General features: G+C 73.7%; 24 protein-coding genes. 5 read left to right on the top strand and 19 right to left on the bottom strand.

Features of this window, described 5'->3' with window-relative positions:
- Positions 1 to 801, bottom strand: a complete 801-nt coding sequence (locus ACBR40_RS39675; RefSeq protein ID WP_344205566.1) for an MIP/aquaporin family protein — start codon at positions 799 to 801, stop codon at positions 1 to 3.
- A 117-nt stretch (positions 802 to 918) separates the two neighbouring features.
- Between ACBR40_RS39675 and ACBR40_RS39670 the strand changes: the two genes are divergently transcribed.
- On the top strand, positions 919 to 2,598 hold the full coding sequence (locus tag ACBR40_RS39670; protein ID WP_371252030.1) for a glycerol-3-phosphate dehydrogenase/oxidase: 1,680 nt from the start codon (positions 919 to 921) through the stop codon (positions 2,596 to 2,598).
- Here ACBR40_RS39670 and ACBR40_RS39665 read toward each other — a convergent pair.
- The 11 genes from ACBR40_RS39665 to ACBR40_RS39615 form a co-directional block, all read right to left on the bottom strand.
- On the bottom strand, positions 2,588 to 3,187 hold the full coding sequence (locus tag ACBR40_RS39665) for a maleylpyruvate isomerase family mycothiol-dependent enzyme (protein ID WP_371252029.1): 600 nt from the start codon (positions 3,185 to 3,187) through the stop codon (positions 2,588 to 2,590). The two genes, ACBR40_RS39670 and ACBR40_RS39665, sit on opposite strands and share 11 nt — an antisense overlap.
- A 61-nt stretch (positions 3,188 to 3,248) precedes the next feature.
- On the bottom strand, positions 3,249 to 4,229 hold the full coding sequence (locus tag ACBR40_RS39660; protein ID WP_371252028.1) for an RNA polymerase subunit sigma-70: 981 nt from the start codon (positions 4,227 to 4,229) through the stop codon (positions 3,249 to 3,251).
- A gap of 20 nt (positions 4,230 to 4,249) precedes the next feature.
- Positions 4,250 to 5,386 carry a cupin domain-containing protein gene (locus ACBR40_RS39655; RefSeq protein WP_371252027.1) on the bottom strand — a complete coding sequence of 379 codons (1,137 nt, stop codon included), beginning with the start codon at positions 5,384 to 5,386 and terminating at the stop codon, positions 4,250 to 4,252.
- A 69-nt stretch (positions 5,387 to 5,455) separates the two neighbouring features.
- A complete protein-coding gene (locus ACBR40_RS39650) occupies positions 5,456 to 7,180 on the bottom strand; it encodes a hypothetical protein (protein ID WP_371252026.1) in 1,725 nt (574 codons plus the stop codon).
- Positions 7,177 to 8,085 (bottom strand): protein phosphatase 2C domain-containing protein, encoded by a 909-nt coding sequence (locus tag ACBR40_RS39645; protein ID WP_371252025.1) that lies wholly within the window; start codon positions 8,083 to 8,085, stop codon positions 7,177 to 7,179. Before ACBR40_RS39645 ends, ACBR40_RS39650 begins: the two co-directional genes overlap by 4 nt.
- A gap of 41 nt (positions 8,086 to 8,126) precedes the next feature.
- The gene (locus ACBR40_RS39640; protein ID WP_344205576.1) at positions 8,127 to 8,804 is read right to left on the bottom strand and encodes a VWA domain-containing protein; all 678 of its coding nucleotides are present in this window, start codon (positions 8,802 to 8,804) and stop codon (positions 8,127 to 8,129) included.
- 120 nt (positions 8,805 to 8,924) lie between these two features.
- Positions 8,925 to 9,704, bottom strand: a complete 780-nt coding sequence (locus tag ACBR40_RS39635; protein ID WP_344205578.1) for an LLM class flavin-dependent oxidoreductase — start codon at positions 9,702 to 9,704, stop codon at positions 8,925 to 8,927.
- 10 nt (positions 9,705 to 9,714) lie between these two features.
- Positions 9,715 to 10,086 (bottom strand): STAS domain-containing protein, encoded by a 372-nt coding sequence (locus tag ACBR40_RS39630; RefSeq protein ID WP_344205580.1) that lies wholly within the window; start codon positions 10,084 to 10,086, stop codon positions 9,715 to 9,717.
- Positions 10,087 to 10,139: 53 nt separating this feature from the next.
- A complete protein-coding gene (locus ACBR40_RS39625; RefSeq protein WP_371252024.1) occupies positions 10,140 to 11,546 on the bottom strand; it encodes an MFS transporter in 1,407 nt (468 codons plus the stop codon).
- A gap of 217 nt (positions 11,547 to 11,763) precedes the next feature.
- Positions 11,764 to 12,879, bottom strand: coding sequence for a MerR family transcriptional regulator (locus tag ACBR40_RS39620; RefSeq protein WP_371252023.1), 1,116 nt, complete (start codon positions 12,877 to 12,879; stop codon positions 11,764 to 11,766).
- Positions 12,880 to 12,946: 67 nt separating this feature from the next.
- On the bottom strand, positions 12,947 to 13,390 hold the full coding sequence (locus ACBR40_RS39615; protein WP_344205585.1) for an SgcJ/EcaC family oxidoreductase: 444 nt from the start codon (positions 13,388 to 13,390) through the stop codon (positions 12,947 to 12,949).
- 91 nt (positions 13,391 to 13,481) lie between these two features.
- Between ACBR40_RS39615 and ACBR40_RS39610 the strand changes: the two genes are divergently transcribed.
- Positions 13,482 to 13,937 carry a MarR family transcriptional regulator gene (locus tag ACBR40_RS39610; RefSeq protein WP_344205586.1) on the top strand — a complete coding sequence of 152 codons (456 nt, stop codon included), beginning with the start codon at positions 13,482 to 13,484 and terminating at the stop codon, positions 13,935 to 13,937.
- Between the two features lie 12 nt (positions 13,938 to 13,949).
- Here the strand turns inward: ACBR40_RS39610 and ACBR40_RS39605 are convergent, their stop codons facing one another.
- Positions 13,950 to 15,311, bottom strand: a complete 1,362-nt coding sequence (locus ACBR40_RS39605; protein ID WP_371252022.1) for a glycoside hydrolase family 43 protein — start codon at positions 15,309 to 15,311, stop codon at positions 13,950 to 13,952.
- A gap of 152 nt (positions 15,312 to 15,463) precedes the next feature.
- Entirely contained in the window at positions 15,464 to 15,847 is a 384-nt protein-coding gene (locus ACBR40_RS39600; protein WP_344205588.1) for a helix-turn-helix domain-containing protein, read from the bottom strand.
- Positions 15,848 to 15,945: 98 nt separating this feature from the next.
- Between ACBR40_RS39600 and ACBR40_RS39595 the strand changes: the two genes are divergently transcribed.
- On the top strand, positions 15,946 to 17,388 hold the full coding sequence (locus tag ACBR40_RS39595) for an MFS transporter (protein ID WP_371252021.1): 1,443 nt from the start codon (positions 15,946 to 15,948) through the stop codon (positions 17,386 to 17,388).
- Between the two features lie 2 nt (positions 17,389 to 17,390).
- Here ACBR40_RS39595 and ACBR40_RS39590 read toward each other — a convergent pair whose 3' ends face one another.
- A complete protein-coding gene (locus tag ACBR40_RS39590) occupies positions 17,391 to 18,926 on the bottom strand; it encodes an alpha-N-arabinofuranosidase (RefSeq protein WP_371252020.1) in 1,536 nt (511 codons plus the stop codon).
- 104 nt (positions 18,927 to 19,030) lie between these two features.
- Here ACBR40_RS39590 and ACBR40_RS39585 point away from each other — a divergent pair, with 104 nt between their 5' ends.
- The gene (locus tag ACBR40_RS39585; RefSeq protein ID WP_371252019.1) at positions 19,031 to 20,125 is read left to right on the top strand and encodes a diaminopropionate ammonia-lyase; all 1,095 of its coding nucleotides are present in this window, start codon (positions 19,031 to 19,033) and stop codon (positions 20,123 to 20,125) included.
- Here ACBR40_RS39585 and ACBR40_RS39580 read toward each other — a convergent pair.
- The 4 genes from ACBR40_RS39580 to ACBR40_RS39565 form a co-directional block, all read right to left on the bottom strand.
- Positions 20,082 to 20,894, bottom strand: a complete 813-nt coding sequence (locus ACBR40_RS39580; RefSeq protein ID WP_371252018.1) for a hypothetical protein — start codon at positions 20,892 to 20,894, stop codon at positions 20,082 to 20,084. The two genes, ACBR40_RS39585 and ACBR40_RS39580, sit on opposite strands and share 44 nt — an antisense overlap.
- 100 nt (positions 20,895 to 20,994) lie before the next feature.
- A complete protein-coding gene (locus ACBR40_RS39575) occupies positions 20,995 to 21,909 on the bottom strand; it encodes an LLM class flavin-dependent oxidoreductase (RefSeq protein ID WP_371252017.1) in 915 nt (304 codons plus the stop codon).
- A gap of 42 nt (positions 21,910 to 21,951) precedes the next feature.
- On the bottom strand, positions 21,952 to 22,434 hold the full coding sequence (locus ACBR40_RS39570) for a MarR family transcriptional regulator (protein ID WP_344205599.1): 483 nt from the start codon (positions 22,432 to 22,434) through the stop codon (positions 21,952 to 21,954).
- Positions 22,435 to 22,484: 50 nt separating this feature from the next.
- On the bottom strand, positions 22,485 to 24,185 hold the full coding sequence (locus tag ACBR40_RS39565) for an MFS transporter (RefSeq protein WP_371252016.1): 1,701 nt from the start codon (positions 24,183 to 24,185) through the stop codon (positions 22,485 to 22,487).
- Between the two features lie 132 nt (positions 24,186 to 24,317).
- Here ACBR40_RS39565 and ACBR40_RS39560 point away from each other — a divergent pair, with 132 nt between their 5' ends.
- Positions 24,318 to 26,381 (top strand): SpoIIE family protein phosphatase, encoded by a 2,064-nt coding sequence (locus ACBR40_RS39560; RefSeq protein ID WP_344205602.1) that lies wholly within the window; start codon positions 24,318 to 24,320, stop codon positions 26,379 to 26,381.
- Positions 26,382 to 26,468: the final 87 nt, after the last annotated feature.

The following is a 26,468-nucleotide window of genomic DNA, read 5'->3' as shown; positions in this document are numbered from 1 at the left end:
TCAGTCGGACGGCTTGACGGTGTCGCGGTCCTCGTCGCGGGGGAGGTGGCGGGCGATGAGCGCCTGGTAGAGGCCCGCGCCGAGCACACCGCCGATCAGCGGGCCCACGATGGGCACCCAGAAGTAGAGGTCGCCGTACTGGTCGCGCCAGGCGCCGCGGTAGCCGGTGAGGAAGCTCGCCAGGCGCGGCCCGAAGTCGCGGGCCGGGTTGATCGCGTAGCCGGCGTCGGCGCCGAGCGCCATGCCGATGCCGACGATGAGCAGGCCGATGACGAACGGTCCCATGTTCGCGCCGGGCGCCATGTTGCGCGTGTCGGACAGCGCGAAGATGACGAAGAGCAGCACGGCGGTGCCGATGATCTGGTCGCGCAGCGCGCCCCACTGGCCGACCGGCAGCGTGCCGTTGCCCGGCAGCGTCGAGAACACCAGCTGCGTCTTGAGCGTGTGCCCGGGATCGACGGCGGTGAGCACCTCGGTGTAGTTCCAGCGGATCAGCAGCGCGCCGACGAAGGCGCCCGCGGTCTGCGCCACCACGTACGGCAGCACCTTGTGCCACTCGAACCCGCGGAAGAGCGCGAACCCCAGTGTCACCGCCGGGTTGAGGTGCGCGCCCGTGGTGCGGCCGGCGACGTAGACGCCGAGCGCGACGCCGATGCCCCAGGCCCAGGAGATGCTGTCGTGGTCCCCGAGCTCGGCCGCGACCACCTGCGCGACGACGCCCACGCCGAACACGATGAGCACCATCGTCCCAGCGAACTCGGCGATCATCTCGCCGGCCAACCTCCTGCTGCTCAGCGCCACCCCGCCCCCTTCCTGGGTCCCCTTCCCGGCTCCCTTTCCGGCTGAGGTGAGCCTTCCCCCTTCCAGGGAAGGCATACAGTGCGAATGTGATCAGTTACGGAAAGTGAGGACAAGGCGATGGGAATCACCGGGGCGCTCGACGCGCGTGACCGCCAGGAATGCCTCGACCGGCTCCGGGCGCAGACCTTCGACGTCCTGGTGGTGGGCGGTGGGGTGACGGGGGCGGGCGCGGCCCTCGACGCGGCCTCGCGCGGGCTGCGGGTCGCCCTCGTGGAGAGCCGCGACCTCGCGTCCGGCACGTCGAGCCGGTCCAGCAAGCTGATCCACGGCGGGCTGCGCTACCTGGAGCAGTTCGACTTCAAGCTGGTGCGCGAGGCGCTGAAGGAGCGCGACCTGCTGGTCGCGCGGCTGGCCCCGCACCTGGTGCGGCCGGTCACGTTCCTCTACCCCGTGCGCCACCGGGTGATCGAGCAGCCGTACGTGGCGGCCGGCCTGACGTTGTACGACGCCCTGGAGGGCGTGCGCCACCCGATGCCCCGGCACCGCAACCTGTCGCCGAAGGCGGCCCGCCGCCTGGTGCCCGGCCTGCGGACCGACGTGCTGAGCGGCGGCGTCATCTACTACGACGCGCAGGTGGACGACGCCCGCCACACCCTCGCCCTGGCCCGCACCGCGGCCGCGCACGGCGCCGCCATCGCCACCCGGACCTCGGTGGTGGCGCTGACCAGGGACGAGTTCGGCGAGCGCGTCGTCGGCGCCCGCGTACGCGACGAGGAGAGCGGCGCGCAGATCGACGTCTCGGCCGACGCCGTGGTCGTGTGCGCGGGCGTGTGGACCGGCCCCGTGACCAGCCTCCCGGGCGGCGCCGAGCCCGCCTTCAAGGTCAGGATGTCGAAGGGCGTGCACATCATGGTGCCCGGCGAGGCCATCGACTCCCGGACCGGCCTGATCATCCGTACGGAGAAGAGCGTGCTGTTCATCATCCCGTGGACTGGGCGCCGCTGGATCGTCGGCACCACCGACACCGACTGGGACGGCGAGCGCGCCGAGCCCGCCGCCACCGGCGAGGACATCGACTACATCCTCCGCCACGCCAACGAGGTGCTGGTCAGGCCGTTGACCAGGAGCGACGTCGTCGGCCTCTTCGTCGGGCTGCGCCCGCTCGTGGCCGCCGAGAAGAACGCTCCCACCGCGAAGCTGTCGCGGGAGCACGTGGTGGACGTGCCGGTCCCCGGCCTGGCGGCGATCGCCGGCGGCAAGTACACGACGTACCGGATCATGGCCAGGGACGTGATCGACGTCGCGCTCGAAGGCTACGACGTGCCCGCCTCGGTCACCGACCGGCTGCCGCTGGTCGGCGCGGACGGGCTGCCCGCGCTGGAGGCGTCCGTCGGCCGGCTGGCCGAGGACCACGACCTCGAACCCGAGACCGTGCGCCACCTCGTCCGCCGCTACGGCACGCTCGCCCTGGAGGTGCTCGACCTCCTCGCCCGCGACCGCTCGCTCGCCGAGCCGCTGATCGAGCCCGGTCCGTGGCTGCGGGCCGAGGTCGTCTACGCCGTCACCCACGAGGGCGCGGTGCACGCCGAGGACGTCCTCGCCCGGCGTACCCGGATGCTCATCGAGTCGAGCGAGCTGGCCGAGCGGGCGGCGCCGCGGGTCGCCCGGCTGATGGCCGGGCTGCTCGGCTGGGACGAGCAGCGGGTGGAGGAGGAGACGGCCGCGTGCCTGCGGCTGGTGGAGGCGGAGCGGACCGCCCTGGCCGAGGCCAGGACGGCCGCGGCGGTCACGTTGTGACGGACGGCAGGGGACGTCGGCCGGTGATGGTCAGCAGGATGTCCTTGGCCGGCAGCTCGACCGGCTCGCCCGTGCCCACCCGTACGTCGGCGTCGGCGCCGCGCAGCTGCACTCCCGTGAGGTCGACGCCGAAGTAGGACAGGTTGCGGGGGTTCGTACCGGCCAGCACGAGGGCGATCCGCTCGACGGGCGGCGCGGGCAGGCCCAGCGGCTCGGTGATGTCGAGGCCGTGGATGGTGTCGTGGGCCAGCGCCCCGCCGTCCCCGCCGCCCGGTGGCCGCCACGGGTGGGTGATGTTCGCGCGCAGGCACGCCAGCAGGTCGGCGTCGGACAGGCGGGCGGTGTCGCCGCGGGCGGCCCGGTCGGCGTAGCGGTCGACGGAGAAACGGGCCGCGACCAGGCCCGCCACGAGCCGGGGCAGGCTGGTGCGGAACGGCGCGGTGAGATGCGCGACGACCTCGCGCACCCGCCAGCCCGAGCACAGCGACGGGCTGCCCCAGCCCTCCGGCGAGAGCTCGGCGAGCAGCCCGGCCAGCCGCTCGCGTTCGGCGTGGACGTGCCGCCTCAGGTCGGCGTCGGTCGGTGACATGGACATGGCCTTCCGGTCGGGTCGTACGTGTCACCTCTTGTACGACCGCCGGCCGCCGGACTCATCGGTTCTCCAGAACCGCGGGCAGGCCATGAGCGGCGAAGCGGTCGCCGTACCCCAGGTAGGTGACGATGTCGCCGATCCGCCCGCCGCGCAGCTCCAGCACCAGCAGCGCGAACGGCCTGAGCGCCCCGCCCGCGTCCGGCCGGTACTGGCCGAGCGTCCAGCACCCACCGGCCACCCCGCCCGGGACGAGCCGGTCCCCGGCGCAGGCGTCGGCCGCGACCGACAGCACCGCCGCGATGCTCGCCGGCCCGTCCAGCCACCACGGGAACGGCGGCATCCCCGACCGGGCGTCGTCCGCCAGCACGGCCACCAGCCCGCGCACGTCGTGCGTCTCGAAGGCCCGCACGTAGCGGCGCAGCAGGTCGCGCTGGGCCGGGTCGGCCGGCTCCGGCGGGTCGGCCTGGCGCGGCCTGTGCTGCTCCAGCGTCGCCCGCGCGCGCTGCAACGCGCTGTTGGCCGCCGCCACCGACGTCTCCATGACCTCGGCCGCCTCAGCCGCGCTGAACCCGAGGACGTCCCGCAGCACCAGCACGGCCCGCTGACGCGGCGGCAGCCACTGCAGGGCGGCCACGAAGGCCAGGCGCAGCGTCTCGTGCCGCAGCGCGAGGTGCGCGGGATCGTCCGCGCCCGCCGGTCCGAGGCCCGCCGGAGGCTCCACCCACCGGCCGGGCGGCAGCGGAGCGCCGAGGTCGCCGCCGGTCGCGGCCGGCCCCATGTCCCACGGCAGCGCCCGCCGCTCGGCGCCCCGCAGCATGTCGAGGCAGACGTTCGTGGCGATCCTGTGCACCCACGTGGACAGGGCGGCCCGGCCGGGGTCGTAGCCGCCGATCGCGCGGAAGGCCCGCAGCATGGTCTCCTGCACGGCGTCGTCGACCTCGCCGGACGCGCCGAGCAGGCGGTAGCAGTAGCCGGTCAGCGGGCCGCGCAGCGACTCCAGCCGAGCCACCAGGGATGCGGTCTCGTCCTGTACGGTCACCCTCCCATCATGGCAAGCGCTCAGGACGGGCGGGGCGCGCGCAGGTGCCGGCGCCGGGCCAGCTCCTCCTCCTCGACCAGGACGAGCATCGGCCGGTCCGGCTCGCACAGCATGGTGACGGTGAAGCGAACCGGGACGTCGTCACGGGCGTTGCCGTCCTGGTAGTGGATGACGTCGCCGCCCGGCTCCCAGAACGCCTCGCCGGCCCGGAGGACGCGCTCCGGATCCCCCTCCAGCTCGAACCGCATCTCGCCCTCGATGACGTAGCCGAAGGCGGGGCCGGAGTGGCGGTGCGGCGGCGTGCCGGGGGAGCCGGGCGGGTGCTCGACGACGACCGTCATCGCGTGCGCTCCCGCCGGGATGAACGGCGGCTGCACCTCCTGCACCACCGTGAGTGCCTTCTGCCACGCGGCGGGCTCGCGGGCGAGCCAGTCGCGGTAGCCGAGCCGGCCGAGGCGTGCGCCGTCGCCCGGCACCAGCGTCCGCTCGCCCGGCACGCTGCCGAAGTAGCGGGCCCGCTCGTCGGTGACGACCTGGCGCCGGTCGCCCCAGGCGGTCAGCGCCTCGCGGAAGAACTCGTCCATCCGGTACTGGTCCGGCCCGCCCACCTCGACCCGGCCGTTCAGCGGCGCGTCCACGGCGGCGCGGGCGACCGCGTCGGCGACGTCGTCGGCCGCGATCGGCTGGAAGCGCACCGGCGCGACGTGCACCTCGCCGTCCACGGTCGCCTCGTCGGCGATGGCCCGCGCGAACTCGAAGAACTGCGTCGCGTGCACCAGCGAGTACGGGATGCCCGACTTCTCGATCAGCCGCTCCTGGGCGATCTTCGCCGCGAAGTAGCCGTTGTCCGGCATCCGCTCGGTGCCCACCACCGACAGCGCGACGTGGTGACCCACGCCCGCCGCCGCCTCGGCCGCGAGCAGGTTGCGGGTGGAGGTCTCGAAGAACTCCATGACCTCCGCCCGCTCGAACGACGGCGAGTTGGAGACGTCCACCACCACCTGAGCGCCGGACAGCGCCTGCTCCAGCCCCTCGCCGGTCAGGGCGTTGACGCCGGTTCTCGGCGACGCGGCCACCGCCTCGTGCCCCTCCCGGGTGAGCCTTTCCACCACCTTCGAGCCGATCAGGCCGGTGCCGCCGATGACCACGATCTTCATGGGTACGCTCCTGTCCGTGCCCACGCGGAGGGCACTGGCCGGTCTCATACCCGCTGAGCTGCGGGAACGTCAGTCCGTGTCGTGGTAGACCATGGGGCCGACCGCGTTGAACGCCGCCTTGGAGGCGTCCTTGAGCCAGGGGCGCACCTTGGTGGAGTTCGCGCGGTTGGTGTAGATGGCCATGGTGTGCAGCAGATAGCGGTGGGTGTAGCCGACCCAGCCCCACGTCTGGGCGTTGTTCCAGTAGGTGGTGTGGCAGAGGCCGGAGCCTGGGCCCTTCTTGGGGCACACGATGCCCCAGTCGTCGGCGTAGGCGTCCTCCAGCCGACCGTACGCGGTGGCGGCCCGCTCGTCGCTCTTCAGCGGCACCACCCACACGGACACCATGATCCGCTTGTTCGCCGGCGCGCCCGGGTTGACGTACGCCCCCTTGATCATCTTGGTGCACTTCGCCTTGCGCAGCGCGGAGCGGACGTTGCTGTCGGGGTAGGCGTCCGGGCACTTGGACACGCCGCCCGCCCGGAGGGTGTAGCGCACGCCCTTGGCGGTCCTGAAGGACTGCGGCAGCAGCGCCGACGGAGTGAGGGGCGTCGGGTCGGTGCTCTGGAGGTCGAGGTCGGCGAGGCGGAACGGCTCCTCGGTGGGCTCTCGGGTGGCTTCTTGGGTGGGCGCCTCCGTGGACGGAGGGCTGGGGGAGGGCGGAGGGCTGGAGGGGAAGGTGGGCGGCTCCGCGAGCACGGGCGGGCTGCCGGAGGACGTCACGTCCACGCCCGCCGCGTCCCCCGGACCCTCCAGCGTCACGAGGAGGGACCTTCCCGCCAGCAGGGCGACCAGGACGAGCGCCAGCCCGATCACCGCCGCGCCCGCGCCGATCGCGATCATCTTCGGCATGGTGACGACGAACCCGGGACGCCCCTGCGCCGGCGGCGGGAGAAGAGGGGGCACGGCCGGGGCCGACCCCGTCGCCTCCCGTAACGCCGCCGCCCACTGCTCCGGCCCCGGCCGCAGCGCGGGATCCTCCTGGAGCCCCGCCGCGGCGAGATCGGCCAGCGCCGGGCTGACCGCCGCCAGCCGGCCGGGATCGGCCGAGGTCTGGTCGCGGGCGAACATCCGCACCAGCAGCAGCGCGAGCTTGTACGCGTCGCCGCCCGGCGTGCCCTTCTCCTCGCCCTCGGGGAGCCGCCAGTCGGGCGTCTCCACCTGCGGCATCGCCTCGGCGCCGGCCAGCCGCATCGCGTCGCAGTCGATGAGGAAGCACTCCGGCGGCGCGTCGGCGGAGAACAGCAGGTTCTTGGGCGACAGGTCGCCGACGACGATGTCCATCGCGTGCAGGCGGGCCAGCGTGCCGGCCAGGTCGGCCATGAGCAGCAGGCGGTCCCGGTCGCTGATCCTGAGGCCGATGCCGGCGACGTACGCGTCGTCGTTGAGCAGGAACTCCAGCGTCGCCGGCCGCCGCTCGCTGCCCGACAGGGTCCGCAGGTCGAAGAAGTACCGCTGGGGCACCGCCCGCATGAGGAACCCGCTGACCGCGCCGCCGGTCTCCACGAGCTCGGCGGGCCAGGCCGTCTTGTCACACAGCCAGGCGGCGTCCCATCCCGGCAGCCGGCCGATGAGGTCGGTCATGGCGGCGAGCGCGGCGGTGTCGAGGCTCGCCAGGACGCCGGGGTCGTACTCCTTGTAGGCGACGTCCCATTGGCCGTTGATGCGGCGGTTGAGCACCTCGTGCACGGTGCCCTGGCCGCCCTGGCCGAGGCGGCGGCCGAGGGTGAGCGTGTCGCGGTCGGTCCGGCTCATCGTGGGGCCTCGCTTCGCGGCCAGAGTGCCAGCAGCGTCCGGTCGTCGTCGAACGTCTCCCGGGAGAAGTCCAGCAGGTGGGCCAGCCACAGCGGGGGCGGCGGCACGGCCAGGTGCTCGGCGAACAGCGCGCCCACCTGCCCGTCGCCGTCGCCGAGCGGGTCGCCGAACCCGTCGGTGCCGACCAGCAGCACCTGGCCGGGCGCGAGCCGGCCCGACCAGCGCTCCAGCGGCTCGGGCACCCGGGGCAGAGCGGCCACCGACGTGGGGACCAGGTCCCCGTCCGCCTTGGCCGGGAACAGGGGCCGGTAGCGGGCGCGGGCCGGGTCGAGCGTCCAGGCGGCCGAGTCGCCGATCCGGAACAGGGAGACCTCCGCGCCGTGCCCGCCGGGCCGGGCCACGCCCGCCACGAGGGTGGTGGCGACCAGCTCCTCGACCTGCTCGGGGCCGGGTTCGCGGCGCAGGAGGGCGGCGGCCTGCCGGTGCAGCGTCTCGGCGGCGTGCCTGGCGACGCCGTGGAAGTCGGGCGAGAAGCCGGTGCCGCCCTCGTCGAGCTGCGCGTGCAGCGCCCAGACCGCCGCCCGGCAGGCCTCGGCCGCGCCGATCGTCGCGGCGCTCGCGCTGGACAGCCCGTCGGCCACGGCGAACACCACGACGCCGCTCTCCTCGTGCAGCACGGCGCAGGTGGCGTCCTGCCGGGGCTGGCGGTAGTAGCGGTGCCGCTCGCCGCGTACGGAGGCCGACCTGAGCGTCAGGCCGGGGGCGGACCAGCCGTCGCACTCGGCGTCGGGGCAGGTGCCGCCCGACAGACGCGGGGGCGTCGGCTCGAAGCGCGGGCCGGGCACGTCGATGACGACGCGGTTCCAGGGCCGCGTCCCCTCGGCCTGCCGCTGTGGGCGGTGCACGTACCGGACCTCCCTGACTCGTGCCGTGACCCGAGCTGCCGTCAGACCTCGTCGATCGCCAGCCGGAACTGCTCCGGCCGGGTCACCACGAGCTGCGGCTCGCCGCCGGCCAGGGCCCGCCCGGAGGCGACCAGGCTCGCCGTCAGCGCGTGGAAGAACTCCGCGATCGCCGTGCCGATGTCGGCGCTGGGCAGCGCGACGAAGGCGAACTCCCTGCGGGTGGCCACCTGCAGCATCGTGTCGGCGCGCGCCGAGCCGACGCCGCAGGCGATGATGTTGGGCGCGAACGGCGTGGCCTCGCGGTCGACGAGCCTGCGGTGCGGCTCCTGCCAGTGCCGGCCGTCGGTGGGCTGGCCGTCGCTCAGGAAGAACGCCACCGGGCGGTGCACCTTGTAGCCCTCGTTCTTGAGCCACTGGATGTCGTGCGGGATGCGCCGCGCGAGGTCGGCGAAGGCCGCGCCGTAGTTGGTCGCCCCGCGTACGGCGAGCACGGGCAGCCGCTCGACCGTCCGCATGTCGCTGAGGCCCTGGCGCAGTTGCACGTCGTCGGAGAAGCCGAGGATGGCCAGCCGCACCTTCGCCGCGATCATCGGCTCCGCGCGCAGCCCGTTGCACAGGGACGCGAGCCCCGCCGACAGGGCCTGGTGGTGCGGCCCCATGGAGGCGGACTCGTCGGCCACCACATAGGCGGGCAGTAACACGCCCCTCGTCTCGGCCACCCGGCCTTCACCGCCCTCCACACATTTCTGTCAACCGCGACACTAGCGCCCGAACCATGAAGATCAAAGATCCGGAGGGCGACACTCGCGTCCAGGAGGGGCGCTTGGCGGGCGGGTGGGTCAGTGGGGCGGGCCGGCGGTGATGGTGGCGCGGGCGTCGGCGACGCCGCCACGCCACCAGCCCATCGCCTCCACCCACCACGTCATGCCCGCCTCGGCGTACGCCTCCACGAGCCCGTCCGCGGCCCGGCCCTCCAGCGCGATGTCGAACCCGTCCAGCGAGCCCCGCTGCTCGCCCAGGAAGTCCACCACGCGGGCGAACTCCGCGGCCGGCACCGGCCCCCGTTCCTGCCCGTAGTCGCGGAAGGTCGGCATCGCCCCGTCCCACCGGACCGCCCGCCGGAACCCGGCCCGCACCGGCCACCGCCCCGGGCACCAGACGGGGATCCGCGGCCGCTGCACCGGAGCCGGCGGCAGCTCCGCCCAGAGCCGGGTCAGGTCCGCCAGGCCCTCGTCCAGCCGGGCGGCGCGCACCTTCAGGTCGGGGTCCTCGCCGAACTCCGCGTACTCGGCGTCCATCGAGCCGAGGCCGGCGCCGACGACCAGCCGCCCGCCGGACAGCAGGTCCAGCGTCGCGGTCTCCTTCGCCACCGTCTGCACCCGCCGCCGGGGCAGCGCCGTCATCAGCACGCCGATCCGGACCCGCCGGGTGCGCGCGGCGATCGCCGACAGCACCACCGTCGGGTTCACGACCGGCCAGTCCCGATCGTGGTAGAGCAGGTGGTCCCACAGGAACACCCCGTCCCAGCCGTGCTCCTCGGCCGCCACGCCCAGCTCCGTCAGCACCTGAGGGTCGCCGAACTCGCCGACGTTCGGCAGCCCGACCGCGTATTTCACCATGCGCCCCAGGCTATGCGGGTGACCCTCCGGGCGCGGAGCCGTCGTCCAGGTCGAGCACCGCCTCGGCCACCGTGGCGAACAGCGCCAGCCGGCCGCGCAGCCCCGGCCTGGTGAGCGCGCGCAGCGTCCCGCCCCGCGCGCCGGCCACCGCCATCCGCCCGCCCCGCTCGCGCACCGCGTCCGCCAGGCTCACCAGCATCTCGTAGCCGTGGTCGTCGAGGTCCTCCAGCCGGCTCGCCTCCAGGATCAGCCGGGGGCCGGCGCCGGGCAGGAGCTTCAGCTGCCGCTCGATCCCCGCCGCCGTGGCCGCGTCGAGGCGCTCGCTCAGCACGACCGCCGCCCAGCTCCGGCCGTAGTCCGGAACTCCCTCGTGCGCGGCCACGGTCGGGCTCCTCCGTCTCCTCGCGGTCGCGCTTCCCCTTCCCCGTTTTCCGGTCAATGGTCGTCCGGCGCGGCGACGGTGTAACGACGCAGCTCCGGCGCCGCCCGGACGACCACGGCCACGGTCAGCGCGGTGAGCAGCCCGCCTGCGACGATCGCGGTACGCGGGCCGAGCGCCGAGGCGGCCGCGCCGTGCAGCAGGTTCGCCAGCTGCGGGCCGCCGAACAGGACGACGGTGAGCGATCCCTGGATCCGGCCGCGCATCGCGTCGCGGGCGTGCGCCTGCGTGATCGCGTTGCGGAAGGTGCTCAGCACGAAGTTGACCGCGCCGCCGGCGACGAGCGCCGCCAGCGCGAGCCACAGCCACGGGGCCGCTCCGAGCGCCATGACGGTGAGAGCCCACGCCGCCGCGGCGGCCGCCATGAGAGCGCCGTGGCGTCGGGCCCGGGTGAACGTGCCCGACAGCAGGCCGGCCGCGAGGACCCCGGCCGGATAGGCGGCGTAGAGGAGCCCCAGCTCCGGGCCGCCGCCCGCCGGCCCGCCGAAGGTGTGCTGGGCCAGCTCGGGGAACAGCGCCGTCGGCATGCCGAGCACCATCGCCGCCAGGTCCACCGCGAGCACCGCCACCAGCAGCCGGCTGCCCGCCAGGTAGCGGAGCCCGGCGAGCACGAGCCCGCCCGCCGCCCGCTGCCCGCCGGCCCCGTGACCGGCCGACCCGGCCCCGTGACCGGCCGACCCGGCCCCGTTACCGGCCGACCCGGCCCCGTTACCGGCCGACCCGGCCCCGTTACCGGCCGAGCCGGTAGGGGCAGCAGGGTCGGCAGGGGGCGCCGGGTCGGCAGGGGTAGCAGGGGGCGCCGGGGCGGCAGGCTCGGCCGGGTCGGTAGGGCCGGCCGGGTCGGGGTTGGGAGGCAGGGGCGGCAGCCGGAGCACGGCCCACACCACGCACAGCAGCGCGACGGCGTCCAGCAGGTACAACGTCGCCACCCCGGTCACCGGAACGAGCACACCGGCCAGCACCGGCCCCAGGATCGACCCGGCGTAGCGGGTCAGGGACGTCAGGCTGCTCGCCGCCGCCAGCAACTCGGCCGGCACGAGCCTGGGCACCACCGCGCCCATCGTGGTCATGATCGCGCCGAGGCTCAGCCCCTGGCAGGCGACCAGCGCCAGCAGGAGGGGAACGGAGCGCCCGCCGAGCGCGGCGTGCGCCCACAGGGCCGCGTACGTGAGCGCCAGGCCCACTTGCGCGCCCAGCAGCACCGTGCGCCGGTCCGCCACGTCGGCCAGGGCGCCGATCCAGAGCGCCGCCACGACCAGTGCGCCGAACGACACCGCCCCCGCCGCGCCCACGGCCGCCGACGTGCCGGCGAGGGTGAAGAGCTGCGCCGGCACCGCCACCATGCTGAAGGAGCCACCCACCGCGCAGACCACCGAGGCGGCCCACAGCCGCCGATAGGCCACGACCGCAAGCGGCCGCCGATCAACCGTGTACGCACCAAGCGCCCGCACCCCGCCCGACCTCCCGCCCGCATCCCCGCCCCGGCCTTCCGCCCGCGCTCCCGTCCGCCCGCCGGCCCGCGCTCCCGCCTGGTTTCCCGTCCGCCCGCCGATCCGGGCTCCCGCCCGCGTCCCCGCCCGGCCGCCCGCTCGCCCTCCGGCCGGGGCGCTCATGGGCCCGTCACCTGCCGTCGTGCTCATCGGCCGCCGCCTGCCGGGCCTCCAGGCCGACCACGTCGGCGACGACGCAGGCGATGTTGTCGGGAGCGCCGGCGGCGTAGGCCCGCGCTATGAGCTCGTCGAGCGCCTCCTCCGGCCCGCCCGGCCCGGTCAGCGCCTCGCGCAGCGAGCGGTCGGGCACCACCGCGGACAGCCCGTCGGAGCACAGCAGGTAACGGTCGCCGGCCGCGGCCCCGTGCAGCGACAGCTCGGGCAGGGCGCCGCCCGCGCCGGTCAGCGCCCTCGCGAGCAGCGAGCGCTGCGGGTGCGAGGCCGCCTCCTCCACGGTCAGCTGGCCCTCGTCGACCAGAGCCTGGACGTAGGTGTGGTCATGGGTGATCCGGAACAGCTCGCCGTCCCGCACCAGGTACGCCCGGGTGTCGCCGATGTGCACCAGCGCCAGCCGGGACCCCGCCCACCACAGCGCCGTGAGGGTGGTGACCGCCTCTTCGCCCGTCTCCGCCGAGGCGGCGATCTCCCCGATGGCGCGCTCGGCCGCGCCGACCGCGTCCGAGAGCGCGCCGAGCAGGTCGCCGGCCGGCACGGCCAGGGTCTCCAGTGGTTTCAGCGCGTCGATGGCCGCCGCGCTCGCGAGGTCCCCGCCGGGGCCCCGCACCCCGTCGGCCACGGCCAGCAGCCGCGGGCCGGCATAGGCGGCGTCCTCGTTGCTCGTACGCACCAGGCCCGATTCGGTCCGGGCGGCGTAGCGGAGCCCGAGCAGGCTCGCGGTCTCCTCCACCGTGCTTCCCCTCCCCGACAGGTAGTCGACGAGGAAGGTGGCCAGTTCGCCGCGGGCGGCCGTGTCGGCCAGCACCTGCTCCCAGTAGCGGGCGATCTCGCCGGCCGCCGCGGGCGGGGGCAGGTCGCACACGCGCCGGATGCGTGCCAGCGGCATGCCCAGGCGGCGCAGCCAGGCGATCAGCCGGGCCCGTTCGAGCTGCGCCGGGTCGTAGAACCGGTATCCGGACTCGCCGTCCACCGCCGTCGGTCGCAGCAGCCCGAGCCGGTCGTACAGCCGCAGCGCCTTCGGCGACAGCCGGGCGGCGCGGGCGAAGGCCCCGATGGTCAGCAGCGGCACCGCTCCTCCTCGTCCCCGGCCGCCGTGGCCGGTGCCGACGATGCTGCCGTCTGTCCCAAGGGGAAGGTCAAGCGGGCCGGGTGGCGGGCTGGAAGGCGAAGGAGACGGCCTCCATGAGGGGCTTGTGCTTGGTCTTCTGGACGGCGGCGATGCGCCACTGGCCGCCGGCCTGGCGGACGAGGGTGTAGGTGGCGAGCTTGCCGAGCTTCTTCGGGGTGCCCTTGGCGACCTCGCCGCGGGTGACCACGACGGCGGTGTCGCCGTACTGGCGGAAATCGACGATCTCGATGGTCAGGCGGGTGCCCTTGAGGAAGCTGTCGAACAGGGCCTGGTGGGCCCGGCCGATCTCGGCGCCGCCCTGGTAGACGGTGCCGGCGAAGGTGACGTCGGTGGCGTCGTCGGTGAAGCAGGCGCCGTAGGCCGCGCCGTCGCCGGCGTTCCAGGCGTCCTGGCTGCGCCGCAGCACGGCGGTGACGGCGGCGAGGTCGGGGGAAGTGGTGGTGCCGGTCATGGTGAGCCCCTATCGTAGTGCCTGCAGAGGAGAAGTTTCTTCTCTGAAGATTTATCTTCTCTGAGGAAGAGAATAGGGAGTGGAGGACCGGGTGTCAACGACAGGGGCACAGGCGGAGGCGAGCCGGCGCTACCGGCGCTATCTCAGCGCGGTGATGCTGCACGGCCAGGCCGGCGCCAAGGCGTGCGACCTCGGCGCCACCGACCTGTACGCGCTCAACGTCCTCGAACTGGCCGGCGCGATGACCCCGGGCGAGCTGGGCGCCCGCACCGGGCTGACCACCGGGCCGACCACGCGCCTCATCGACCGGCTGGAGCAGGCCGGCTACGTCCGCCGCGTCCCCGCCCCCGACGACCGCCGCAAGGTGATCGTCGAGCCGGCGGGCCGGCCCGCCGGGCTCGACCAGGTCCTGGCGCCCGCCCGGCGGAAGGTCGGCGAGATCCTGGCCGGCTACTCGCCGGAGCAGCTGGAGATCCTGTACGACTACTTCGACCGGGCCGCCGCCGCCTACCAGGAGGCCGCCGAGGTGCTGCGCTCCGGCTCCTGACCGGCGCGGGGATCAGGGAGTGACGCGGAACGTCGCGTCCTCCCGGTCCGTCGCGGTGCTGACCGGGTCGATGCGCAGCAGGTAGTCGTAGTGCCGCAGGTAGCGGTCGGGGTAGTTGGCCGAGCGGAACGACGACCAGGCCGAGTCCGCGAGCCCCGCGACCCGGTAGAAGGTGGCGTCGGAGCGGAAGGCGGCGGTGCCGTCGTTCGCGTCCAGCCGGATCACGTAGTCGTAGTGCCGCAGGTAGCGGCCGGGATAGTTGACCGACTCGAACGACACCCCGGCCGAGTCGGACAGGCCGGGCACCATCCGCCAGAGCTGGTCCTGGTACGGGTCGAAGGGGTAGGCGTCCAGCCGTCCCGCGTAGTCGTAGTGGCGGACGTAGCGGTCGGGGAAGTTCGACGACTTCAGCCGCGTCCAGCCCGGCAGCCCCCAGCGGGAGACGAGGGCGTTGTACTCGGTGGCGCTGATCCCGGCGATGGAGCCGTGCTTGGCGTTCAGCGGCGGGGTGTAGGCGCGCTGGTTCAGCGCGGTCCAGGAGTTGCCGCCGACGTTCGAGGTGGACCAGGCGTAGTAGTCGTTGTTGACCGGGCTGAAGGAGTCGCCCCACAGCCGCCAGCCGCTGCCGTCGTTGTTCTTGACGAGCAGCGGGGCCTCGATGGCATTGCCCTGGCGCAGGCCGCTCGTGTACGTGGTGTAGCTGTTGGCGGCCCCGGTGCTGGAGCGGGCGCCGTACAGCAGGCCGTTGGAGAGGTTCTTGTAGTACAGGTAGAAGGTCGAGCCGTCCACGACGATGTCGCCGTCCAGCACGGGGAAGCCGGGGCTGAAGTAGACCTGGTTGGCGGTGACGGTGCGGAAGTCGGTCGTGTAGTTGACCATGAAGACGTCGGTGCTGCCGTTGTTCGCCGAGTAGACGATGCCGTACTGGCCTCGGGAGGCGTCCCAGAAGGCGGTCGGGGCCCAGGTGTGGGTGTTCAGGTTGTGCATCCTGATCCGGCGGTAGCCGGTGAAGGAGGTCAGGTCGGTGGAGTCCCACACGTGCAGATACTGGTTGTTCTGCCCGAAGTCGGTGCCGTTGAGGTCGGTGGCGAGGACGACGAACGTGCCGTCCTGCTTGCGCAGGATGAACGGGTCGCGCAGGCCGAGGGTGCCGGCGGTCGGGGTGACCACGGGGTTGTTCTGATTGAGCGGGGTCCAGTTGAGCCCGTCCTGGCTGACGGCGAGGTGCAGGCCGTAGTTGGCGCCGTTCATGTTCGGGGACTCGGTGAAGTAGGCGAAGACGTAGGCGGTGTTCGCGGCGGAGGCGGGGGAGACGCCGATGCCTAGCGCCGCGCATAAGGCGGCGAGCAGGATGAGTGCTCTTCTGCGGTACATAGCGGTACGGCCCTTCCTGTCGGGGAGTGGCGGATGTTAGCGCTAACACTGCTGGGCCGGGCTCGCGATAACAGCCGAGCGAAGGGGATTGTGCACGAGTGTCAACGCGAACATCACCGGCAGTCAAGGCCCTGGACGCCGTGGGGCCGGGGTCAGGCGGGTGCGGCGGCGCGCTCGTGCTGCTCGATGGCGTCGTCGGCACGGGCGCCCGACAGGATGGCCTCGTCGGCACGGGCGCCGGACAGGATGGCGTCGAGCAGCCCGGGGTAGCGGGCGTCCAGGTCGTCGCGCCGCAGGACCAGCAGGTTCTCCCGGCCGGAGGGCCGCTGCCAGATGACGCCGCTGTCGCGCAGCACCCGCCAGTGGTGGGTCATGGTCGACTTGGCGGTGATGCCCAGCCGGTGGAGGACGCTGGTGCAGTTGTGCTCGCCGCCGGCGTCGAGCACCCGCACGACCTCCAGGCGCACGGAGTTCCCCAGCGCCGACAGCACGTCTTCGATCCGGATCTGGTCGCGGTCGGGGTGGCGGAAGGTCATGGTCCCACTGTACTGCGATCGTCGAACGGTGTGGCATAGTACGACGGTACGTAAGTACTCGTACATTCGTTTCCCGCTCCCTCCGTGAAGGGCGTTCCATGTCGACACCATCCGTGCCGCGACTCGGCTGGACCCTGGCGCTCCTCGCCCTGGCCCAGCTCATCTACGCGCTCGACCTCAACATCGTGTTCGTCGCGCTTCCCCAGATCGGCGCCGACCTGGGCTTCCCCGGCCAGACCCAGCAACTCGTGGTCAGCGCGTACGTCGTCTTCGCCGGCGGCTTCCTGCTGTTCGGCGGCCGGGCGGCCGACCTGCTGGGCCGCCGCCGCATCTTCGTGCTCGCCCTGACCCTGTACGCGGTCTCCTCGCTGGCCGGCGGGCTGGCGACGACCCCGGCCGTCATCATCGTCGCCCGCGCGATCCAGGGCATCGGCGGCGCGCTGCTCCTGCCGTCCACGCTGGCGCTGCTGAACAGCCTGTTCGCCGAGGGCCCGCAGCGCAACCGCGCGCTCGCCGTCTGGGGCGGCGCGGGCGCGAGCGGCCTGACGATCGGCGCGCTGCTCGGCGGCCTGCTCACCGAGCACTTCGGCTGGCCGGCCGTGTTCTTCGTCAACGTCCCCCTCGCCGGGATCGTCACCCTCGCCGCCCTCGCCGTCATCCCGCGCGACCCGGCCGGGCGCGAGCGGCGCAGGTTCGACATGCCGGGCGCGCTCGCCGTCACGGGCGGCTCGACGTTGCTGGTGTTCGCGCTGGTCGAAGGGCCCGAGATGGGCTGGGGCAGCCCTCTCGTGGCCGGGGCGTTCGTGCTGGCCGCCGTCCTGGTGGTGATCTTCGCGCTGGTCGAGGCCCGCAGCGCCGACCCGCTCATGCCCTTCCGGCTGTTCCGCAACCGCAGCCTGACCGTCGGCATGCTGGTGACCTTCATCTACATGGCCACCTTCGGCGTGCTGCCGTACTTCCTGACCGTGCTCATGCAGAGCGTCCACGGCTACAGCGCCCTGCGGACCGGGCTCGCCTTCCTCATCCCGTCGCTCGCCATCGCCGCCGGCACCCAGACCGGTGAACGCCTCGCCACCCGGTTCGGCAACCGCGCCACGCTGCTGACCGGCTTCGCCGTCGGCGTCGTCGGCACCGCCGTGCTCGCGCTCGGCTTCGACGCCGACGCCGGGTACGGCCTGCTCGTCCCCGGTCTCATCGTCTCCGGCGTCGGCCAGGGCATCGTCTGGACCGCCATGTGGATCGCCGCCGCGACCGGCACCCCGGCCCACGAGCAGGGCGTGGCCAACGGCATCGCCTCGACCGCGCTCAACATCGGCAACGCGATCGGCCTGGCCGTCTTCACGTTCATCGCCGATCTCGGCACCGACGGCAGGGCCGGCGAGGCCCTGCGCGCGGCCATGGCCGACGGCGAGTTCCTGGTCGTGCTGCTGACGGCGGCGGCGATGATCGCCGGGCTCCTCGTCACGCTCGTGCTGCCCCGCCCGCGCCGCGACGCGCCCGAGGCGGCCCGGCCCGACCCGTCGCCCACGGCGGCCGGCTGAGCTCAGGCGTCCGGTGCCAGGCGCCCCGTCACGGTGACGAAGGAGCGGGCGGGCAGGTGGACCCGCAGGCCGGCGCGCGTGGCGGTGACCTCGTGCGGACGGGGCGCGACGGACTCGGGCGCGTCCGGGGTGTTGTGGTCCTGGAGCCTGCCCGCGGTGAGGATCCGCGCGCTCACCTCCGTCAGCGCGCCGCCGCGCAGGTCCAGCTCGACCTCGGCGAGCTCGTCGGCGTCCAGGTTGGACAGGGAGAACAGCGCCCGGCCGTCCTTGCGGCTGGCCGACATCGAGACGGTGGCGAGCCGCGCGTCGCCGACCGCGCGCTCGGGCGTGCCGGCGGGCAGGTCCACGCGCAGCGAGGTGGCGTCCTGGTGGCCCTTGTTCATCTCGAAGACGTGGTACGTCGGCGTCAGGACGAGCGCCCCGCTGTCCGGATCGGTGAGGATCATGGCCTGGAGCACGTTGACGGTCTGGGCGATGTTGGCCATGACCAGGCGGCCGGCGTGCCGGTGGAAGACGTCGAAGTGCACGCTCGCCACGAGCGCGTCGCGCAGGGTGTTCTGCTGGTAGAGGAAGCCGGGGTTCGTGCCCGGCTCGACGTTCCACCAGGTGCCCCACTCGTCGAGCACCAGGCCGACGTTCCTGCCCGGGTCGTAGCAGTCCATGACGTTGGAGTGGCCGGTGATCAGCTCGTCCACGCGGGCGGCCTGGACCATCGTGCGGTAGTGGTCGTCGGTGTCGAAGACGGTGGCCGCGCCCTTGTCCTGCCAGGTGCCGGGGATCGTGTAGTAGTGGAACGACAGCGCCTGCATGAACGGCGCGGGCCGGTAGGCGCAGCCCAGGTCGCCGAGTTGCTTCATCAGGGTCTCGGTCCAGGCGTAGTCGGCGGCGTTGGCGCCCGCGGCGATGCGGTAGAGCGTGTTGCCGTCGTGGTCGCGGCAGTAGGTGCCGAAGCGGCGGGCCTCGGCGGCGTACTGCTCGGCGCGCATGTGGCCGCCGCAGCCCCACGCCTCGTTGCCGAGCCCCCAGAAGCGCACGCGCCAGGGCCGCTCGCGGCCGTTGGCCTTGCGCAGCCGGACCATGGGGGAGTCGCCGTCGCGGGTGAGGTACTCCACCCAGTCGCTCATCTCCCTGACCGTGCCGGAGCCGACGTTGCCGCTGATGTACGGCTCCGCGCCGAGCAGCTCGCACAGCTCCATGAACTCGTGCGTGCCGAAGTGGTTGTTCTCCTCGACGTTGCCCCAGTGGGTGTTGACCATCGAGGGGCGCCGCTCCTTCGGGCCGACGCCGTCCATCCAGTGGTACTCGTCGGCGAAGCAGCCGCCCGGCCAGCGCAGGTTGGGGATGTCGAGGGCGCGCAGCGCCGCCACGACGTCGAGGCGGATGCCGCCGGCGTTGGGCAGGTCGCTGTCCTCGCCCACGTAGAAGCCGCCGTAGATGCAGCGGCCCAGGTGTTCGGCGAAGTGGCCGTAGAGGTGCCGGCTGATCACCGGTCCGGGGACGTCGAGGTTGACGATGGCGGGCACGACGGGGTGGGTCATCGAGGCGCACCTTGCTGTCGGACGGGGGTGGAAAGCGCTTTCTGGGGGTGATCTTAGCGCGTGTCCCCACGCACGACCGGCTCGTACCGGTGCACTCTGGGAAAGTGCCGCAGAACGCCTCCCTTCGCAGTCCCTGGTTCGCGCCGCCCGCCGCCCGCGCCTGGAGGTGCGCCCCCGCGCCCGCCGAGGTGCGCCGCTTCCACGCCTCCCTGCCCGGCTACGCGCCCACCCCGCTGACCGAGCTGCCGCCGCTCGCGGCGGAGCTGGGGATCGGCAGGGTCTTCGTCAAGGACGAGTCGCGGCGGCTCGGGCTGCCCGCGTTCAAGGCGCTCGGGGCGTCCTGGGCCGTGCACCGGGTGCTCGCCGAACGCGACGACGACGGCCCGGTCACCCTGGTGACCGCCACCGACGGCAACCACGGCAGGGCCGTGGCCCGCACGGCCCGCCTGCTCGGGCAGCGCGCCCGCGTCCTCGTCCCGCGCGGCGTGCATCCGCGCGCCGTCGCGGCCATCGCCGCCGAAGGGGCCGAGGTTACGGAGGTGCCCGGCTCCTACGACGAGGCCGTACGCCGCGCCGCCGAGGCCGCGTCCGCGCCGGACGCGGTCCTCGTCCAGGACACCGCCTGGCCCGGCTACGAGCGTGTCCCCGGCTGGATCGTCGAGGGCTACTCCACCCTGAGCGCCGAGATCGACGAGCAGCTCGCCGCCGCCGGGATCGACGGGCCCGACCTGGTGTCCGTGCCGGTCGGCGTGGGGTCGCTGGCGCAGTCCGTCGTCACCCACCACCGCAGCCGCCGCTCCGGGGACCCGCCGGCGCTGGTGGCCGTCGAGCCGGAGGCGGCGGCGTGCGTGCTCGCGAGCCTCACCCGGGGCGCGCCCGTCAGCGTCGCCACCGGCGAGACCACCATGGCCGGGCTGAACTGCGGCACCCCCTCCAGCATCGCCTGGCCCTTTTTGCGGGACGGGCTGGACGCCGCGGTGGCTGTCCGCGATGCCGGCAGCGCCCGCGCGGCCGCCGACCTCGCCGCGCTCGGCGTACGCTCCGGGCCCTGCGGAGCCGCCGCGCTCGCCGGGCTGCGCGCGCTGCTCGGCGGCGCGGACGGGGCCGGGCGCCGGGCGGCGCTGGGCCTCGGCCCTGCCTCGGTGGCCGTGCTGCTCAGCACCGAGGGTCCGGACGCCAACCCGTACGCCGAGCCCTGACCCCCAGGTGAGAGGACGCCATGCTCCCCGAGACGTCCACGTGCCTCCACAGGAGGTAGCCGACCGGCAGCACGAGCACCAGGAGCCGGGCGGGATGGTCGCGGATGTCGTCGAACTGGAGCTGGTGCAGCAGACCGGCACGCAGGGATTCGTTCCCGGTGACGAGCGGGGCGAGGGCCACCAGACCGTACACGGCCAGGACATCCATGATCGCCTTCAGCGTGCGCCGCCCGGAGACCGGCGGCGCCGGAGAGCCGGACGCGAGCAGCACCAGCAGGGCAGCCGCCAGCAGGAACAGCTCATAGAGCCCCCAGCCGCCGGAGACGGCCTCGAACCAGTCCGGGGTGAACATGGGCAGCGAGCCATCGCAGATGTCGTCCCCCTGGTAGTCGGCCGACAGCGGCCGGACGAGCGCGATCAGCGTCAGCGCCCAGGCGGCCCGCGGTCCCGCCGTCGCCGAGTGCCGCCGTACGAGGGCGACCAGCACGACCAGCACCGGCACGGCCCAGGTCGTGGCGAGTTCGGTGAACGTGGCGAGGTCGTCGCGCAACGGCAGGAACGGGGAGCGGTCGAGCGAGTCGTACTGGCGTACGCAGCCCACGACGCCCTCGGTGAAGCCGCCGTAGGCGTCCTTCATGTAGTACACCTCGGACAGGCTGGACGCCGTGTACGCGGAGGACCAGTCGGACCAGCTCTTCCAGGTGTCCCAAGTGGGGTAGGCCGCGGCGGTGAGGGCCGCCGCCCAGGCCAACGGGGTTGAGGGTGACACGTCAGCGGCTCCTTTGCTTCCGGCGCACCCTATCGGTGATCTTGAGCCTGAGCGCCGTGCTCACCGGCAAGGTCACCGACTTCTGCTGGTGAACGCCCCCTCAGCCACGCTCCTTGGCGACCGCCTCGCGTACGGCGGGGGCGATCTCCCCGGCCCAGCGGCCGAGCGAGACCTGGTCGGCGACGCCCTGCTCGGCGGAGAAGAGGATGAAGCCGGACGCGCCGTGGTCGAGCACGGCCCCGGTCAGCTCCTCGATCCACTGGGCGGGCGAGCCGCCGAGCCAGCGGCCGTCGCGGTCGCGGGTGGCGGCGAGCGGCCGGTCGGTGATGCGGCCGGGCAGGTTGTAGACGGTGCGGATCTCGCCCGGGTCGCGGCCGACGGCCGCCGCGGCCTCGTCGATGACGGGCCGTGAGGTGCGGTAGCGCTCGCTCAGCCAGTCGGCGGCGTGGCCGGGGATCCAGCCGTCGGCCACCCGGCCGGTCGCGGCCAGCGACTTCGGGCCGTTGGAGCCGGTCCACACCGGGGGAGCGGCCACCGGGGCCGGCTCGATGCCGTGCACCTGGTAGTGGCGGCCCTCGAAGGTGACCGGCGGGCCGCCGCCGGACAGCAGCCTGACCAGGACGATCGCCTCCTCGAACGCCTCCACGGCCGCGCCGGCCGACAGCCGGGGAACGCCCATGTCGGCGATCCGGTCCCACAGGCCGCCCGCGCCCATGCCGAGCACGACGCGGCCGTCCGCCAGCGCGGACAGGGACGTGACGGTCCTGGCCAGCATGGGTGCGGGCCTGGTCGGCAGGTTGGTGACGTTGACCAGGCCGGAGAGACGCCGGGTGCGGCCGAGGACGACGCCGAGCGCGGCGTAGGCGTCCAGGCGGCCGCCTAGGTAGGGGTGGTCCGACAGGGAGAACAGGTCGAGCCCGTCGCGGTCGGCCTGCTCGGCCAGGCGCAGCAGCTCGCCTGCCTCGCCGACGCCGCTGTGCGCGCCGAAACCGAAGACGATGCCGGATGCGGACATGATGGAGCCTTCCGTGGAAGTAAGTTCGTACTACGAACCATATTAGTTCGTAGCGCGAACTTCAATTCCCGGGGCTGGTTCCTGGAACACCACGGGCACCTTGTTGGCCGTCACGACGGAGCCGAGCAGCGCGGCGAGCGTGTCGCGATCGGCCTCGGACAGCTCCGCCGTCAGCCGCTCCACCCGGCGGCAGGTCTCGGCGTAGAACCGCTCGGCGAGCTCGGCGCCCTTCCTGGTCAGCGCGATCCGCACGGCCCGCGAGTCGCGCGGGTCCGTCCCGCGCCGGACCAGGCCGTTGCGCTCGGTGCGGTCCACCAGGCCGGTCAGGCTGGACTTGGCCAGCCCCAGCGTCGCGCCCAGCTCGCCCATCCCGTACGGCCCCGGCATCAGCACGCACAACAGCTGGCCCTGCTGCGCCGTGATGCCGAACTCCCTGGCGGACTCGGTGTAGACGGCGTTCACCAGGAACGCGCCGCGGACCAGCGCGGCCACCACGCCGATCCGCCCGTCCTCTTCTCCTGTCACCTGCCCAGCGTATGGGAAATTCGTGCCACGAACTAACCCCCGATGGCCCGTCAGTTCGTCCGGCCGGCCAGGTTCTGGACCCAGGCGGAGACGCCCCGCATGAGCACGTCCAGCTCCCCGCGCAGCTCGGCGTTCTCCGCGCGCAGCTCGGCGTTCTCGGCGCGCAGGCGGGTCAGCTCCGCGTCCTCGGGCCCGGCCGTGACCTGGGCGGGCGCCGGGGTGCGGAACGCGTCCCGCCACGGGCCCAGCTCCTCGTGCCCGATCCGGACCGGGACGGCCGGGGTGGCGGCGGGCCCGGTGGTGGTGGGCTGGGCGGCGGGCTGAGCGGCGGGCTGGGCGGCGGAGGGCTCAGCGGCGGCGGGCTCGGCGGCGCGGCGGGGGAGGGTCAGGGTCACCAGGGCCGCCACCAGGGCGACGCCGCAGCCCACCAGCAGCGCGGTGCGGAACCCCGGCTCCGACGGCAGCACGTGCCCGCCCGTCGTCACCGTCATCTGGGACAGGATGACGCCGACCACCGCCGCGGACACCGAGGTGCCGATGGAGCGCATCAGCGTGTTGAAGCTGTTGGCGGAGGCGGTCTCCCGCTGCGGGACGGCGCCCATGATGAGCGCGGGCATCGCGCCGTAGGCCAGGCCGACGCCCATGCTGCCGACGCTACCGGCCACCATGAGCCCCCAGGGGGCGCCCATGAGCGCGAACGCCGAGCCGTACCCGACGGCGATGACGAGCGCGCCGGCGAACAGGCTGGTCCTCGGCCCCCGCGCGGCCGACAGCCGGGCGCCGAGCCCGGAGACCGCCATCATCATCAGTCCGGACGGCGCCAGCCACAGCCCGGCGGCCAGCATCGACTGCCCGAGGCCGTAGCCGGTCGACTCGGGGAGCTGGAGGATCTGCATGACCACCAGCGACTGGGCGTACATGGCGAAGCCGACGAGGACGGAGGCGACGTTGGTGAGCAGGACCTGAGGGCGGGCGGTGGTGCGCAGGTCCACCAGCGGGTCGCGGACGCGCAGCTCCCACAGGCCCCACAGCAGCAGCACCACGACGGCCGCGCCGAGCAGCCCGAGCGTGGTGCCGCTCGTCCAGCCCCACTCGGCGCCCTTGGAGACGCCCAGCAGCAGGCAGACCAGCCCGACGCCGAGCCCGAGCGCGCCCCCGGCGTCCAGGCGGCCGCGGCCGTGCGCGGGCGTGACGGGGACGAGCAGCCAGATGAGCAGGGCGACCAGCAGGCTCAGCGCGGCCGAGCCCCAGAACAGCATCCGCCAGTCGGCGTACTCGGCGACGGCCGCGGCGATCGGCAGGCCGAGCGCGCCCCCGATGCCCATCGACGAGCTCATGAGCGCGATCGCGGGGCCCACGCGCTGCGGCGGCAGCAGGTCGCGCAGCGCGCTCACGCCGAGCGGGATCATGCCGACGCCGAGCCCCTGGAGGCCGCGCCCGGCGATCATCGGGATCAGCGAGCCGGCCAGGGCGCACACCACCGACCCCGCGACCAGGGGGACCGAGCAGGCGAGCATCATGCGGCGCTTGCCGTACAGGTCGCCGAGCTTGCCCACGACCGGGGTGGCGACCGCGCCCACCAGCAGCGTCACGGTGATGACCCATGAGGTGTCGGCCGCGTCGGCGTCGAGCAGCCGGGGGAGCTCGCCGACCAGCGGCACCACCAGCGTCTGCATGAGGGAGCCGACGATGCCGGCCACGGCGAGCACGCTGACGATGCCGCCGGATCGCGAGGATGGTGCGGAATGCAAATTTATCCCCTTTTAGGGCTAATGTCCGGATGCACTCTACACACGGTGTGCATCCTGCACATCCGGCGGGCGGCATCGAGCGCCACTCACCGGGTAGGGCACCCGTACACGTGACCATCGGGGGAGGTCACCATGGGTGCGGACGAGGGCCCTGAGGACAGCGGCCTGCCGTTGGAGATGCTGGATCCCGCGCCGGTCGGCGTCGTGGTGACGCGGGGCCCCGAACACCGGCTGGTCTACACGAACGCCCTGTTCCGGTCGCTGTTCAGGGACCCCAAGGGCAAGGTGTCGGTGGAGGAGTCGTTCTACAGGTTCGTCCGGCGCTACTACCGCCCGCGCATGGACCACGTCCACGCCACCGGCGAGCCGATCATGATCCTGGCCGAGCCCGAGCTGCCCTCCGCCGAGCGCCCCGAGCCCGAGCGGTTCTTCACCGCCAGCCTGTCGCGGATCTCCTTCGGCCCCGGCGACCACGGCGTGCTGGCCATGGTGATCGACGTGACCGACCAGGTCGGCAGGGCCCACCGGATCGCCGCCATCGCCGAGGAGCGCCGCCGCCTCCTGCGCCGGCTGGCGAGCCTCATGGAGATCAGCGCGCCGATCATCTGGGTCACCAGCCGCGACGGCTTCGTGAACGAGCCGAGCCGGAACTGGGAGCGGGTGACCGGCCAGACGTGGGAGGAGTACCGCGGCCAGGGCTGGCTGCGGGCGGTCCATCCCGACGACCGCCGGGCCACGATCAAGTCCTGGGCGCGGGCCGTCAACGACGTCAGCAGGACGTGGGAGCACGTCTACCGGCTGCGCACCGCGCACGGCGGCTACCGGCACTTCCAGCTCCGCGCCGTGCCCATCTGCGAGGACGGCCGGGTGGTCGAGTGGGTGGGGTCGAGCACCGACATCGAGGACCAGTGGCGGGAGCAGCGGGCGCAGCGCCTGCTCGACCGCGCCGCCGAGGTGACCGCGCAGTTGCGCAGCCTGGAGGAGATGCTGAACGCGCTGGCCGGGGTGATCGTGCCGGAGATGGCCGACGGCTGCAGCGTCTATCTCGTCACCGACCTCTCCGACGGGCGCCAGGGCGAGGCGCCGCTCATCGTCCGGAGACTGGCCACCGCCGCCAGGGAGGGCCTGGACATCCCGCTGCCGTACGTCGAGGAGCGGCTGGCGGGGCGGCACGCGTTCGTCAAGGCCGTACGGCGGCGCCGGCCCGTGCGCAAGACGTTCCCGGCCGGCTCGCCGCCGCCGGGCGTCGTCCCCGACGCCACCCGGCCGTGGGTGAGGGACAGCGGCGGCAACGGCGCGCTGATCCTGCCCGTCGTGGTCGACGGGACCGTGCCCGCCGTGGTCGTGGCCGTGACCTGCGGGGACCGCCCGCCCATCGGCGAGGAGGACGCCAGGCTGCTGGACCTGATGTTCGACCACACCCACGACGCGCTGAGCCGGGCCATCCGGTTCCAGCGGACCCAGCAGGTCGCGCTGGCCCTGCAGTACAGCCTGCTGGCCGAGCCGCCGCGCCTGCCCGGCCCGCGCATCGTGGCCCGCTACCGGGCGAGCCCGGCCGCCGCGGAGATCGGCGGCGACTGGTACGACTCCTTCGTCCTGCCCGACGGCGTCCCGGTGCTCGTGATCGGCGACGTGGCCGGCCACGACCTGAACGCCGCCGTCTCGATGAGCCAGATCCGCAACATGCTGCGGGCGCTCGCCATGGACCGCCGCGAGCCGCCGGGGGACGTCCTCTCGCGGCTCGACACCGCGATGGAGTCGCTGGCCGGCGAGATCACCGCGACCTGCGTGTGCGCCCGCGTGGAGCCCGCGGGCGACGGCTACCGGCTGGACTACGCGGTGGCAGGCCACCCGCCGCCGCTGCTGGTCGAGCCCGGTGGCCGGGGCCGCTTCCTGGAGGAGGCCGTGAGCCCGCTGCTCGGTCTCACCCCCGGCGGGGAGCGGCCGTCGGCTGAGGAGCCGCTGCCGCCGGGCGGCACGCTCCTGCTCTACACCGACGGCCTGGTGGAGCGGCCGGGCGAGCACCTGGACCGCGGCCTGGAACGGCTCCGGCTGGCCGCCGAGCGGCTCGCCGCCCGGCCCGTGGACCACTTCTGCGACGCCCTGCTGGACGAGCTTCCGACGACCGGTCTGGACGACATCGCCGTCATGGCCCTGCGGCTGCCGCCCCTGCCCCGGCGTGCCCGTCCCTCTTGACGACTTTCTGTGAAGAAATGGTCTCTTAACGTGGCGGCAGGGCGGTGCTCGTGGCAGGGTCGTGGTGGCGCGAACGCCCTGTTTCCA

Origin of the sequence: Nonomuraea sp. AD125B (assembly GCF_041402765.1) — a bacterium.
Classification (GTDB): Bacteria; Actinomycetota; Actinomycetes; order Streptosporangiales; family Streptosporangiaceae; genus Nonomuraea; species Nonomuraea bangladeshensis.
Note: the sequence above shows the minus strand (reverse complement) of the source record. Positions and strands in the feature narration are given on the sequence as shown.

What these genes read in the sequence shown, in the direction of transcription:
- ACBR40_RS39595 (WP_371252021.1), top strand. Translation starts at nt 15,946, where the DNA reads ATGTCGACACCATCCGTGCCGCGACTCGGCTGGACCCTGGCGCTCCTC.
- ACBR40_RS39600 (WP_344205588.1), bottom strand. Translation starts at nt 15,847, where the DNA reads ATGACCTTCCGCCACCCCGACCGCGACCAGATCCGGATCGAAGACGTG.
- ACBR40_RS39655 (WP_371252027.1), bottom strand. Translation starts at nt 5,386, where the DNA reads ATGAAGATCGTGGTCATCGGCGGCACCGGCCTGATCGGCTCGAAGGTG.
- ACBR40_RS39605 (WP_371252022.1), bottom strand. Translation starts at nt 15,311, where the DNA reads ATGTACCGCAGAAGAGCACTCATCCTGCTCGCCGCCTTATGCGCGGCG.
- ACBR40_RS39665 (WP_371252029.1), bottom strand. Translation starts at nt 3,187, where the DNA reads ATGTCACCGACCGACGCCGACCTGAGGCGGCACGTCCACGCCGAACGC.
- ACBR40_RS39560 (WP_344205602.1), top strand. Translation starts at nt 24,318, where the DNA reads ATGGGTGCGGACGAGGGCCCTGAGGACAGCGGCCTGCCGTTGGAGATG.
- ACBR40_RS39670 (WP_371252030.1), top strand. Translation starts at nt 919, where the DNA reads ATGGGAATCACCGGGGCGCTCGACGCGCGTGACCGCCAGGAATGCCTC.
- ACBR40_RS39650 (WP_371252026.1), bottom strand. Translation starts at nt 7,180, where the DNA reads ATGAGCCGGACCGACCGCGACACGCTCACCCTCGGCCGCCGCCTCGGC.
- ACBR40_RS39635 (WP_344205578.1), bottom strand. Translation starts at nt 9,704, where the DNA reads ATGGTGAAATACGCGGTCGGGCTGCCGAACGTCGGCGAGTTCGGCGAC.
- ACBR40_RS39590 (WP_371252020.1), bottom strand. Translation starts at nt 18,926, where the DNA reads ATGACCCACCCCGTCGTGCCCGCCATCGTCAACCTCGACGTCCCCGGA.
- ACBR40_RS39575 (WP_371252017.1), bottom strand. Translation starts at nt 21,909, where the DNA reads ATGTCCGCATCCGGCATCGTCTTCGGTTTCGGCGCGCACAGCGGCGTC.
- ACBR40_RS39615 (WP_344205585.1), bottom strand. Translation starts at nt 13,390, where the DNA reads ATGACCGGCACCACCACTTCCCCCGACCTCGCCGCCGTCACCGCCGTG.